This window comes from Sphingobacterium sp., assembly GCF_032065005.1.
GTDB lineage: Bacteria > Bacteroidota > Bacteroidia > Sphingobacteriales > Sphingobacteriaceae > Sphingobacterium.
Genome location: NZ_DAMBMM010000001.1, coordinates 373,341 through 386,897, shown reverse-complemented (window position 1 = coordinate 386,897; position 13,557 = coordinate 373,341). Strand labels below are relative to the sequence as shown.

Below are 13,557 nucleotides of genomic sequence, written 5' to 3'. Positions count from 1 at the left end.
CTTAAATATTTAACATTCTATTTCTCGCTACAACTTGCCAATTCTTAACCTTTTGATGGTCAGTGATGACCGCGACTTTATCATACAAGGCCACGGTTGGGCAGATATGCAAAGGAATGGCATAGAGTTCCGTACCTACTGGATACTCATTGCTATCATTGACGTTGAGGACCATATGTTCCTCGCTCTGCAATATCGGAACGGCATCATCGGCATTCAAAAACTTAACCCTTGGCAATGGAGATTCCGAAGCAACGGCTTTGTAACCCAAGTCTATACATATGCGATGCTCATTGATCACGGATATCACTCGGGTCAATAGTACTGCGGCGACTTCAAAACCTTGTTCGGGGATTTTCTGGGAGTAGCCCCAATCCCAGAACACAAAGGTTCCAGGGCTACAGGCCACATTCGGACGTTCTGCATGCCGTGTAAACGAAGGCGAACCGCCCACTACTATTTTCAATGGATAAGTACATTTTTCCTGAAAATAATCAAATGCATGCTTCAATAAATCATAGCCTGAATCTGCCTCTTTTTCACGGATGGAAGCATCAACATTGTTGATCTGCCCATCATAGCCATGTATGCCTTCCAAAAGCAAACTGTCTTGTTCGGCAATGCAGTTCCAGAGCTTTTCGATGTCTTTTATGGAAGCTCCAGTTCTACCCATGCCTACATCAAGATCCAGGTAAATGCTGGTTTTTACTCCCTGCTCTCTAGCCTGAAAATTGACGTTTTTAATAGATTCCACATTATCCAATAAACAGGAAAAATGAGTGTTGGGATATTCTTGGATCAATTTCAGGAACCGTGAGATATTTGGTCCTACGGGCTGATAGGCCAAAAGGACATCCTTTGCATTACTCAATGCCAGCATTTCCGCTTCAGCAATGGTAGAACATTTAAACTGCTCTATACTTTCCTCAATCATCATCTTGCTCACTTCAAGCATTTTATGGGTCTTTGCATGAGGGCGCAACCTTGACGTATCATTGGCCACCATTCTTTTGAGCAGGCGAATATTTCGGGTTATCCGATCAGGATACAGTAAAAGAGCAGGTGAAGCGATACAATCTGAATTTTTTACTTCAAACCAATTTTCCATGATTAGCCCTCATGTAATTCAAACATAGCTTCAATCTCCACGGGGATATTGTCTGGAAGCGAACCAAAGCCTACTGCTGATCGCACCCCAATACCATTTTCCTCGCCCCAAACTGAAGCAAACAATTCACTACAACCATTGATTACATAGGGGTGTCTTTCAAAATCAGGTGTGGCATTGACCATTCCTAAAACTTTGATAACGCGTTTTACTTTATTCAGCGAACCTAAATTGGCTTTTATCGTTGCCAGCATAGCCAGGCCAACCTGCCTAGCCGCTAACTTACCAGCTTCCATGTCCATATCTTCCGCAACGCGCCCAATGATTAAGGTTCCGTCATTTTGAACCGTACCATGACCAGATAAGTATAGATATTTTCCATCGACCAAACAGGGTTTGTATACCCCAAGTGGCTTTGGAGCTGGAGGTAATGTTAAACCTAATTTTTCAAATTGTTCATCTGCATTCCACATGATTTATTATTTTTTGATTAGTAATTTTTTATATAAATAAAGATAAGATCATTACACCGATCAGACCAACCGTAGAGACAATTGCCTCCATCATGGACCATGATCGAAAGGTATCTTTTACCGATATTCCTAAATATTCTTTAAACATCCAAAATCCGGAGTCATTTACATGTGAAAACATGAGACTTCCCGCACCGATCGAAAGGACCATCAGGTTTGGATTGATATCTGTAGCCTGCAACAAAGGCAATAGCACACTTGCTGCAGTGAGTGCAGCAACAGTTGCCGAACCTATGCATCCACGGATGATGGCCGTAATGATCCATGCCAATATCAACGGATGAATGGGTAAGCCTTGTAGGGCCTCAGCCAATTTTAAGCTGACACCACTGGCCTCCATAACCTCTTTGAATACCCCGGAACCAGCAATAATCAAAAGGATCATCGCAATGTCCTTGACCGCATCAGCATACACCGACATCACCTCTTTGATGGGTCTGCCCTGAAAGATCCCTAAGGAAAACATAGCGTAGATAACGGCAATGAGCATAACGATATTTGCCGAGCCTAAAAATGCAATGATTTCATGCATGAAAGTAGATTCCTTTGGTACCACATAAGGTAATACGGTAAACAAAACGATCATGACCACCGGCAATAAAGCGGTAAAGAAGCTGTTGAAAGCCCCCGGTTTAGGATAGTCCTCGTCCTCTGGTTTTGGATCTACCGGTTGAAAGATTTCGGATTTACCAGCCTTGATATTCTTTAGGGTTTTGCTGAACAAAGGACCGCCAATAATTATGGCAGGTATGGCAATGAGCAATCCATAGATCAATGTCAATCCCATATTGGCATTGAACAGGACGACCAAGGCTACTGGAGACGGATGTGGAGGTATAAAACCATGGGTTACCGACAAAGCTGCCAGCATCGGCAGACCGATGTAGACCAATGGTAATTTGTATTTATAGACTATTGAAAAAATTAGGGGAACCAAAAGCACAAAGCCTACACCATAGAACAATGGTATACCGACAATAAAACCGGTAAAGGCCATTCCCCATTGCAGATGCTTGACACCAAACAGGCGAACCATGACGGTTGCAATATTTTCTGCTGCGCCACTATGGGCTATCAACTTTCCGAGCATGGCACCTAACACAATGATCAAGGTGAGCCCGCCCATGATAGATCCTATCCCCTTTTCAACTGTTCCCGGAATCTTTGCCAGTGGTATCCCAAGGACGATGGCAGCTAGGATCGATACGATCAGGAAGGCCAAAAACGTGTTGATTTTAAAATAGGTAATGAAAATGATTAGCAACAATAGGCTAAGAAGTACGATTGTAAATACCATTTAGTTTATATTGAAGGTTAGGAAGCTTTCATAGCGAAAGCCTAAGGTAATTGCTATCCCTAAAATAGTAATACCTAGGCGAATAAGAGAGGGATTTTAAAAATAAATATTTAAGGGTTCTAAGGGGCATGAAGTTATTATTGCCCTAAATTCAGTATAGCTGTTAATGGAAAGGTTTGCCTTCTTTCAATAACTCTTTACGGATTCCGTCCAATACATCGGAGAGATATATGGATTTTTGATTTTTTTCGGGAGTAGATTTTTCTATGGCTTTGATACAGGAATAGTGCACTGCATTGACGATAGAGCCTCCTGATACAACATAGTTTTTCACGAGCTCTGGAATATCTACCTTTTCGTTCTTATCATTAAAGAACAAGGCTTCTTCTGGAAAACTTAATTTCCATATTTTGGCGCGGTCTGCTGCTTCGGGAACAGTGAATTTCAAAATGGCATTGAACCTACGCATAAAGGCATCATCAATGTTATTTTTCATATTGGTAGCAAGGATTACCATGCCATTATACTCCTCAATACGTTGCAGCAGGTAAGAAACCTCTTGATTAGCATATTTATCATGGGCATCTCGAACATTGGTCCTTTTTCCAAATAAGGAATCCGCCTCATCAAAAAACAGGATCCAGCCTTTGTCCTCGGCCTTTGCAAATATCTGTTCCAGGTTTTTCTCGGTCTCCCCAATATATTTCGACATGACCATCGAGAGATCGATTTTGTAAACATCCTTACCGACTTCCTTGCCCAATAACCCGACGGTAAGCGTTTTACCGGTCCCTGAAGGACCGTATAGCAGGGCTTTATAACCATTGTTTATCCTACCCCCCATTCCCCATTCGTTGATCAGGATGCTATTATATTTTAACCAGCTCTTCAATTCCTGGATCTGCTCTTGGAGTTCATCATTGATGACTAAATCTTTCCATTCCAATTTGGTACGGATTAATTTAGCTGGAAAATTAACACTGAACTTAGGCTGGGTAGACTCGCCATAGATAAATGCATCGAGGTATTCTTTGGAAATCAAGATCTTTCCGCTCATCTCAGGCTCGCCTACTGGCACATCATCTAACCATAAGATTTTTTTACTATCAAAAATATGGTCAGCCCAAAACAGCTTATGGATTGCGGTCTTTTTATCAAAATCATCATCTCCTAAAAGAAAGACAGCGGTTTCACCCGTAGGGATAAATCCTCTAAAATCCTTTCCCCTTACCCCACCTATTTTTTGAAAATCTCCGGAGCGCTGTAGTTTAAAGTTGATGGCATTATCAAAGAGGTCGGCTTGCATATGAGGAGCCATCCCAATCAGTAATAGACAAGCTTCTTGTTCATTTAGTTGATGTTGCTTGATAAATTCTTGTAGCTTTTTGGACCAGGTTTTATAAACAGGTTTAGGCTTTTCAAATTCAGTTTCACCGGGGAACCAATTGCTCAAACGGAACAAGATCAACTGCTCCAGGAATTTGAGTTCCGCGGGGGCATTGATATCAAGAAAGCTAATGCTTAGATCTTTATTTTCCTTTTTACTTTTCATTGAAATAGACTTTTGCTTTTTCCCAAACGGTCATAGCTACTTTCAGACCAAGCTTATGGCCCTCGGCGGTAGCCTTGGGAAAATGAATTCCCCCATAGATACAGGCAAGTCCCGCTTGCTCTGCAGCGAAAGAATAGGTCGGCCATTCCAGTACGATATCCATACAGGGAGTTACCGCGGGTTCAATTTTTGAAGAACCCATTTTGATGGTTGTCCTGCCTCCGAAGGCATCATTCCCTGTAAAGTTCTTCAGAATAACCGCAGCAGCGCGGCTAAAGCAACTGTGGGCAGAAATATATTCTGGGGTCGCTGGCGTTTTCAGATAAGGATTCCATTGATCCCCCTTGATCGTCTCCGTTCCTTTACAGCTACCTCCCCATGCATGTACATGTAGGCCATTGAATAAGTTCCTGATAGCCGTGACAGGTCTGACAGATTGATATTGATGTTTGCATTCCCAACTAGCGATAGATGCATCCAACAACGCATTGCTGAGCACAAAGAAAAGCTTGATGCATTGGGAGTTCCTGTAGAATTCCTTTTGGGCAACGAACTGTGCAATCTCACACCAATGTCCTGGAGTTGTAAAGGTACCTCTGGCATCTTCCCAGTAAGTAGCAATCACTTTCTGTTCATCCGTTAATGCGGCATTGATATCCAAGATTTCCCGGGCTTGTTGCTTGAACTCAGGTTGTTCCTTGGTAAAAGGTGCCTCCGGCCTGAATTGCCAGTTAAATGGAAGTGCAAAGGCTTGCACCAAGCCCCAATGAGGAACATGGAATCGTTGGAACCTGATCTTGGAACCTTCCTTAATTTTCTGGAGGGGTTGCCAATAACTGAGGTTAATCAGCTGGTCGGGAGGATTGATAGGTTTATAACCTGTATAGTCAGAAAACCTTGGCATATGCAGACTTCCATAAGGGTTGCTTCCATCCCCATATCGCTGTTCGATGGTTAATTTTGCCATGAGGTTGCCAATACCTTCCGGTTTGGAAATATCCAGGGTTTTATGGTCAGGGTCGTAATCCAGCTGGCACATAAAATCACGGAAAATATCCTTTTCTTCAGCAGGCAATTTTAACCAGAATAGATTCACCAGAATCCGGTAAGCAGCATAGCTGAAGGATTTCCGGATATTATCCTTGGCACAGTTAGATTTTGGGATTTTTATATATTTAGCTGTACTGGTGCTATAGGCACAGTTATCATATACAGACCATGCATCATACATTGCTGTATGCATCATTGCCAATGCTCTCGCAGCCAATGGAGCAGAGGTTTTGGTCAACTTGATGGCCTCCAGCATAAGTTGATTCCATTTTAACACTAGCGGTTTTTCTGCCATGATATTATACTATAAATTCATTCGACAATTCGTTCTTCAGCCTCTAAAATTTACCTCCATTCTATATGGATAAGCTGTTTTAGCCATGGGAATTTTATCAGATTCAAATTCCATAGCAGGTAATCCAGCAACATATCGATAGGACCTTTTTCCACTTGTATCGTAATCTTATCCATTCCCAGCTCTATTTTTCCTTTTCTCTGTAAAAAGCCTTCCCTTAACCCTTCAACAGAAGTCTTTTTCAATATTTCCCAATTTGCAATACAGGCTTCCATCATAGCGATTACTTCCTCCTTTTCATCCTGGCTTAATGTTATTGCAGTCGGGATTGCGGCTTTTATCGGATAAGAGCAAAGCAATTTTGGAACGGTCAATTCATATTCCTTAGGCTGTTCCTTTCCAGTTGCTGCAAAATGTAATAGGTAGATAGCTTTTTCTTTAGCATCCAGAGATATGAAATCTTTGTCTTTGACCAATCCCAATTGTTTGAATAATGAGTTTAAAAAGGGATGTAATAATACCAACCCTACATGGTCCTGAAAAATAGCTTCTTTAATCTCGGTTATTTCTTTAAGCTCTTCAAAACTTCGTGACTGATCAATCAGTGGATTTGCAAAGGAATGGTCATCTACTTTAATTTGCTCAATGCGATTTTTGAATTCAGCAGAATCGGAATTAAAGAATTCATTTGAAACGACCTGAATTAAATCCAGCCAAAACTTCTCTCGCCAGACCATTATGTTTCCAGCATTGATTTCTTTGTTTTTGGATGCAATAGCGAAAAATTCCTTTACTTTTTTATCCAATATTTTTTCATGTTTTGGTGCTATTACTTTAATCAACCTATTCAAAAAACTATCTGCATGTTGCCTCACTAATCGAATTCGGAAATTGGGACTACGTTCTACCTCCAATATGAAATGATTTAAGGTCTCCATCGTACTAGAAAGGGACGCTAGAACATGTTCTTGCCAGGCATCTATCGGAAATTCAACATTCCATTCTAGATAGCCCTGTCGCAAATAAGAAATCCATTTATGAAAGTCCGAAAGAGCCGTATGTTGAATATTCACTCGATGTTTTAAAGCTCTCTCTTTTAGTATCTGTTCCTCTAACTGCTGCTTTATGTTTTCTACTAATCTGCCATTGGATTTGATATGATCCAAATCCAATGGCTTAATATTCCCCAGATCAATGGTCAAGGAATCTAGTGATAACACCTCATCCTCGTTGGATAAATCCGTTAGGATTTCATCGATCAAGGGCACAAAAAACTCCCAATATTGATCACTTAGTTTTTGCTGTATGCTAAAACTAGCTTCTCCTTGTGACAGTAGGAGCTCAATACGCTGTTTTCTGATGATATGCAGCATGATTTCACTTCTTATTTCCTAATAGAAGACTCTTGATTTCAAGTACATTGATTGCGGGTTGATATTTCTTTAATTCCGTTCCATCCCAATGATTATAGATCGCGGCTACATCAATTTTCGCTTTCCGCAACCTTTCAAAAGCGGCATTGATAAGGGAAAGATCAGTTTTGTTCTTTTTCTTGTGGTTGACCTGATCCAAGGCATAACAGACTACGGATTCCAAGACACGGTGCATCTGGGGTTTATTTAGGACCACGTAGTTCTTTGCGGTAGTTTTTTTGTTTTCAATAATTTGCGTTACGATAGCTTCCAATTGGTTTATTGCCAAATTAGGGTCGCTCATATAATTTTGGACGCTTTGAATAACCAGATTTTTCTGGAGTTTCTCAGCTACTTGTTCTACTGCTGATCGATAGTGCATTATGCGTTTTTCTTTCAGCAGTTTCAATTCTTTACTATTGCCTCGCTTTACAGCACTTAATACAGGCGCAATAGGTTTTTCTTCTTCTTCTTCTTCTTTATTCTCTTTCTGGACCTTGCGGATGTAATCATAGTTGGGTTGATTGTTTTGATCGCAACTGATAAATTGGTATTCACCAGGATAGGAAACCCGCCAGCAAAATGAAGCATTTACCTGGTCTAGGAAACTTTGCTGCATGCTGTAACTGTTTTCTTGGTTAACTTCTCGGTACAGGCAAGGATTATATGTTTCAACTTGATTATTGCATGGTTTACAAGTTTCGCAATCCACTAAATCCTCATAATTACGATGGAATAGGAAATTCAAGAAATCATCGCTCGAGAAATTTTCTATACAGGTATTTTTCTTGGCAAGCCATTTCCTCCAGTTTTTGTATTTCGATTCAAAACAGCAATAATCATGAGGTGCAAGCCACAATATCCTCAACATAACATGGGCTGGTGCCAAACGGTATAGGATATCCTCCATTAGCATTCTTCCAGTTTTAGAACGGAACCTTCTCGGCCACGCTGGAAGAGCTACAGTTGCAATAAAGGAATAGGGATCCATCGCTGGGACAAAGCAAATATCCGATTGATCGGAACATGGATCTTCCTGGTCAGCTTTCCAAGTGAAGCCACAATAGGCATAGGTTTCATTACAATACAGGCTTTGTCGAAATTCACAGTCTTCTTCACATCGAGGTCTGAGTAGAATATGTTCAACAACCTGTAAGCCTTCGGCATTAATGAGATCTTTTGCCCGTTCGACAGCCTTGCACATCTCTTGCGATGTTTCATAGCACTGTGGATTAAAGGCAATCTGTCTTCCATTGACAGAAAACTGCTCCCTATATTCCGGAAGGTTGAAATCCATTGCAATACCGAATGAATTGCAGCTGCAATCCAGTATGGATTGATAATTTTCGAAATTGCTGAGCAAATGGCTGGTCAAGCTATACAACCGCATGGCTATATAGCAATTATCAATTGGGCAGGAAGTTTTCCAAGCCACATAACAGGTAGGCTCCTCCTCCACTGGATCGGAACAACCACAGTCTACGGTATTCTCCTCTTTACAGGAATTAAAGCCAGGCAGTTTTATTTCTATCTGATATTGATAGCCTTCATTATTTTGATTTTTGCTTCGGGTAATAGGAAAAAAGCAGAGAAATAGGTCTAATTGCTCTTTAAATGATTCGGCTGTCCAACCTTGGTTATAAGATTGGAGTATTACCTGTCCATTTTTGTCCTTGATAAAAACAAATTCCTTTTCAATGACATATTCATTTCCTAATGCTTGTAATTCTTCCAGATAATCAAAAAGAAGGTCACAATATTCTTGGTTATCATTTGCTCCAAACCTTTTGGTTGCAAATGGCTTTCCGCCTTCATCGTGAAAAATCAAAGCATTATCTTCAGTAGAAATAGAATAGGCATTTCTTTCATGGAAGCGTTTGAATTGATCATATAGATCAAGGACAACCTGATTTCTCTTTTTGGCCGTGTCGTATGTACATGGATGAATCAAGAAGTCTGCACCACAATTGATATAGAACGAAAAACAGCAATCTTCCTTCCGTTGATATTTTCGGAAACCGATATTGGATTGAACGGCACAGATCAGGTTTTCGACACCTGCCAGTCCCCATGCCTCCTCCTCGGTGAAAAAGCGTTGTGTACTTTCCGCTAATACCTCACGGATATAGATCCGAAAGTCACCTTTTCCATCATCATTAAAATCACAGTCAACATATAAATTGCCTGCATACTTTAGGAGCATCAAGAAAAAGAGAAAATCCTGCATAGCTGCTTCCGCAGTAGGATATTCTTTGACACTATGCCAAGCTCGGGGATTCTTTGCAGAATGGAAAGTCTCAAAATAGTAATGTTCATCATTCCTTTTTATCGGATAGGTCCGCACTAATTGCATCAGCATTTGTGGAATGTTGCCTTCTCCAAATGCATTAATCTCTTCTTGAGTTACCAAAGGGATATAGACCAGCGCCGCTGTATTAGTATTCCTTTTCTCTTCGAAACTGATGAGGGTTCCGTAATTCTGTTCTACTGCTGCTAATTCCAATATATGGAAATAGTTGTTTTCAAAAGCTTCAAGAGCCTGTTCCTTGGTAGAAAAGGTATTAAGGCTTTCGAATAGCACCAACTCTTCATTGATAGGTCCGGCAGACTTGTATAGGATATTATGGGCCCGAACCTGATAGGTATATGCCTTGTTTTTTTGCTTATTTGCCCAAGACACTTCTTTGACCACGGCAGACCCTAAACATAACTGTAGATGGTTTAGATTTCTCTTAAACAACCTGGACAATTTCATTTTGGCTAAAACCGCTTCTTCCTTAGATAGGAATTGTTCCTGATAATAGGCCAAGACATGATCTTTATCCACCAGCCTATAAATATATCGGGCTGAATTATCTGTGGACTCCTTCCGAATGGAGGTTCTAAAGTTCTGGGATTTATTGCTATTGGCATACTGAGCAATGCTCTTCTGGGAATCTAAAGCTCGATTGATGCTTTCTTCCTGAAATTCCGCCGTATCCAAATTGACGGTAGGCAATTTACTGCCTCTATTTTGTTGGGTCAGGATAATTCCATTCTTACTTTTACCAAGCCTTAATGTGGGAATAGCTTGTTGGAAAGCATGTGAAGCTTTAATAGCCTCTTCCTTATATGGATATTCCTTGCTACTACTGAACTTATAATTGGAATCTTGGTCAAAACCTAATTCATAATTAAATTTCCATCCTTTCGGAAATGAATTTGTGGACAATCTATAGGTGGCCTTTTGAAAAGAGCTGATAATGAGATCACGTAGCTCCCTTGCTTCTTCTTCGGTTTCGAATTCCGCATAACAGATGGCCTCGACCTCCTCTTGATAGACAATTTGAAGTTGCCATTTGGAATCGATGGAGCTTCGGTGAAGGGCATAGTTTTTTGAATTTCCGGCAAGTTTCAATACCAAGTATGCATTGGCTTTCGCTTCTTTGTTACTCGAAAATTCTTTTGCCGCATAAAATTTAAAGGAATTGGCATGGTCTAATATATCGTAGGTAAACTTATCGGGTTTACCAACAATGGTATTATTGATATTGATCTTAAAGGCTTTGATGTCCAAATAATTTGGATCATCCACATCAAGATCATTGAGAGTAAGCTGGGTAATTTTAGGTTGTTTTGAATCTTCTGCAGACCAGATATTGCTGTCATTCAATTTGCTCATGTTCTTTCGACCGGCTTCCATGGCACTCACATCGGAATCAAAAGCTTCCACAGAGTTCCTAAGGATGCTACCATTATGGTCCAGCAATTGAGCCTTATGCGCATAACTACTGATATAAACATCTTCTACGGGCTGTTTGGAAAACATCCGATTTAGTTTAGACCTTACCTCATCGGCCTCTTGAGAAGTTGCATATTGTTTATAGAATGGAACACTTGAGCGATCGTCATATTGCAAGACAATGCTGTACATCTTTTCATGAGGGATATACCTTGTCCTTAATCTTTCAGGTTGGGCAAGCGAATCGAAAGCCATCTGCGCAGCTTCTTCAGCCTCCTTCGGAGAATCAAACTTTTCAGACAGTTTGAAATAGGTTTCCTCTGCTATGCTTAACTCTACGAGGTAATATTCATCTAACTGCTCAACAACAAAGTTGCACAGGCTGTGCAATCGTTTATTGGGGATCCCTGCAAGATATTTGGCTTCTTTCTCAAAACCAGATATATTATCATTGTTCCAATCATCTTTTAAGTAATCGTATGCCCTGCCTCGATTGGAACTGATCTCATCATAATGGCTGAGAAAATCCTCTTTGGCTTGAATCAACTGGTTTGGTTGTTGATTGAATTGCATGAGCACATCATCTGTAAACCTTTCTGCAAAACGACTTAAGAGATGATTTAAGAATGTATTTCTACGTTCCGCATAAAGATTATCATCTTCCAGTATCAGGGCAAGATAGGACTTGAAGGAAGCCATGTTTAATTCAATATCAAAGGATACATGGTTTTCATCAATGATAAAACTCCTATAATTTTCTTCAAAGGAACCTACATAGGCTACTGAACTGAGATGCAGATTTGCGGCAGAAATGGAAGGAAAGCTTATCTTACTGATCAGAGCGAAATCATCTGAAGTGCCTTTGATGTAATAGTATATCTTTCCTTCAGGATCATGGACAAAGCCATATTCATAGCTATTGTTGCCAAAATCCTCAATTAACTGTTTGATGGCAATCTGTTGCTTTATCAATGAACTATATTGGAACTGTTGCAAGGATGAAATATCAGTTGCATGGTCATTAATCAATTGGTCCAATTGACTTTTTTTAATCACGCGAATTAGGCTATCACCAACTGCTCCTAAGACTTCATTCTGATCTGTTCCGACAGCAAACCTTAGTAATTTGCTCAACTCCGGTTTCTCGGTCAATTGATTGAGGAAATAGGTTCTTCGTTGGCCATCTTCTGCAGAGTTCATGGAAAATAAGGCACGAATGTTTTTCAGCTGGGCCAAATAGCCAGCTAACAGCTGGTCAAAGAACAGCAAATAGCCTTTTAACTGGAGTGCCTGTGCTTTCCTACGGTCGGAGACATCATCTGGCAATCCACCTTCGGCGATGCCATATACCCTTGGAAAATCATCTTGTAACAGGAAATATTCATCTAAGTTCTCATGGAAGGTGCCAGTTGGAATGGCATGGTCTAAATAAGCCGATGGCAATTGGTACAGTACTTTGCCTGAATTCGCGAAATTGAGATTAAACAGTCCTTCAAACTTTTTACTATCAAAATCAATCGGGATTCCGTTTTTCGTAAATTGAATGCCCGAACAGGCTATCGAAAAATTAGTGATATGATTTTCGGGAACCTTATACTTCCATGTATTTATATCACTAAATCGTCCTGTTTCGCAATTTCTTAGGGTTAGTTTGTTTACTGATTTCACACCTTCAGACGCTAAAATAACCTGATACAGGTCTGAAAAATGGATTTCCTTTTTCAGTTTTAAGGCTGATAGCTCCTCTGTATCGATGAAGCCATGGCTTTCCGCGGGATTATAAGGTCTACCCGCAAAAATATCTTCTATATCTTTTTGACGGTCCAAGAGTTCCTGTAGGGTATAGAATTTTGGTACAGGTGAAATAAAATCCCTTAGCCTTTGCACGACATCTTGATAAGATTTTTCGACATCTGCGTCATTTTGCAGTTCTATCACGGCACAGACTCCAATATCTACCTTGCAAAGCATGGTAATATCCACAAAGTCTTCACAGAAGTTCCGATGGGCCATCAATCTGTCTTTGATGGTTTTATTCAATGCTTCTAAATAGGCATTAGCTGTTAATTCATCAGGAAAATCCTTATTGACATCCTTTTCAGGCTCAATAAAAATATGGTATAGCCCGTTGAGATAATCAACGCAATCATTGTTTTGGAAATTGGTTGATTGCTTATCATACCTTGGCCTACAAAAGTCAGTTTGATCGGTAGCAACTTCTAACCAAGCATTCTTTACGCCTTCAATATCGATCAGGAACTTTCTATAATCCATTATGGTCAATGGATTACAGCTCAGGATCTCTGCTGCAGTAAAGAAATTATTATCAGGTCCAGTTTCCTTAGGATCCCTACTAAACAAATCAATGCTAGGTAAATTGGTTCTATAGCCTAAATCAAGAAGCGAGTAGCACAGTATTTCGAGGATGGTAATACCAGGATCATGGACATTATGATCAGTCCAGATTTTTCCAGAGAGTTTACCAAGGTAGGCTATACCTTCTGTTCTTAGTTTTTCAAAATCTAAGTAGGCAGGAAAACCAGCATTGTCCTTGTTTATCGTTTTCTTATTTTCTCCTTGGCTTGCCAT

Annotated in this window: 7 protein-coding genes; all 7 read right to left on the bottom strand. The window is 40.3% G+C overall.

The window, feature by feature from the left end; all coding sequences use genetic code 11:
- Position 1: 1 nt before the first annotated feature.
- The 7 genes from RT138_RS01645 to RT138_RS01615 all read right to left on the bottom strand — a co-directional run bounded on the left by RT138_RS01645 (position 2) and on the right by RT138_RS01615 (position 13,557).
- A complete protein-coding gene (locus RT138_RS01645) occupies positions 2–1,108 on the bottom strand; it encodes a D-TA family PLP-dependent enzyme (RefSeq protein WP_313189242.1) in 1,107 nt (368 codons plus the stop codon).
- A 2-nt stretch (positions 1,109–1,110) separates the two neighbouring features.
- Complete coding sequence (locus RT138_RS01640) at positions 1,111–1,581, bottom strand: RidA family protein (protein ID WP_313189241.1); 471 nt, start codon at positions 1,579–1,581, stop codon at positions 1,111–1,113.
- Positions 1,582–1,609: 28 nt separating this feature from the next.
- On the bottom strand, positions 1,610–2,938 hold the full coding sequence (locus tag RT138_RS01635) for a gluconate:H+ symporter (RefSeq protein ID WP_313189240.1): 1,329 nt from the start codon (positions 2,936–2,938) through the stop codon (positions 1,610–1,612).
- Positions 2,939–3,101: 163 nt separating this feature from the next.
- Complete coding sequence (locus RT138_RS01630) at positions 3,102–4,490, bottom strand: ATP-binding protein (RefSeq protein ID WP_313189239.1); 1,389 nt, start codon at positions 4,488–4,490, stop codon at positions 3,102–3,104.
- On the bottom strand, positions 4,480–5,835 hold the full coding sequence (locus RT138_RS01625; RefSeq protein ID WP_313189238.1) for a DUF6851 domain-containing protein: 1,356 nt from the start codon (positions 5,833–5,835) through the stop codon (positions 4,480–4,482). The genes RT138_RS01630 and RT138_RS01625 overlap by 11 nt, the downstream gene beginning before the upstream one ends.
- Before the next feature lie 50 nt (positions 5,836–5,885).
- The gene (locus RT138_RS01620; protein ID WP_313189237.1) at positions 5,886–7,208 is read right to left on the bottom strand and encodes a contractile injection system tape measure protein; all 1,323 of its coding nucleotides are present in this window, start codon (positions 7,206–7,208) and stop codon (positions 5,886–5,888) included.
- 4 nt (positions 7,209–7,212) lie between these two features.
- Positions 7,213–13,557, bottom strand: coding sequence for a hypothetical protein (locus RT138_RS01615; protein WP_313189236.1), 6,345 nt, complete (start codon positions 13,555–13,557; stop codon positions 7,213–7,215).

Bases quoted from the DNA above. Each gene is read 5' to 3' on its own strand.
- RT138_RS01645 (WP_313189242.1), bottom strand. From the start codon at position 1,108: ATGGAAAATTGGTTTGAAGTAAAAAATTCAGATTGTATCGCTTCACCT.
- RT138_RS01640 (WP_313189241.1), bottom strand. From the start codon at position 1,581: ATGTGGAATGCAGATGAACAATTTGAAAAATTAGGTTTAACATTACCT.
- RT138_RS01635 (WP_313189240.1), bottom strand. From the start codon at position 2,938: ATGGTATTTACAATCGTACTTCTTAGCCTATTGTTGCTAATCATTTTC.
- RT138_RS01630 (WP_313189239.1), bottom strand. From the start codon at position 4,490: ATGAAAAGTAAAAAGGAAAATAAAGATCTAAGCATTAGCTTTCTTGAT.
- RT138_RS01625 (WP_313189238.1), bottom strand. From the start codon at position 5,835: ATGGCAGAAAAACCGCTAGTGTTAAAATGGAATCAACTTATGCTGGAG.
- RT138_RS01620 (WP_313189237.1), bottom strand. From the start codon at position 7,208: ATGCTGCATATCATCAGAAAACAGCGTATTGAGCTCCTACTGTCACAA.
- RT138_RS01615 (WP_313189236.1), bottom strand. From the start codon at position 13,557: ATGGCAAGCCAAGGAGAAAATAAGAAAACGATAAACAAGGACAATGCT.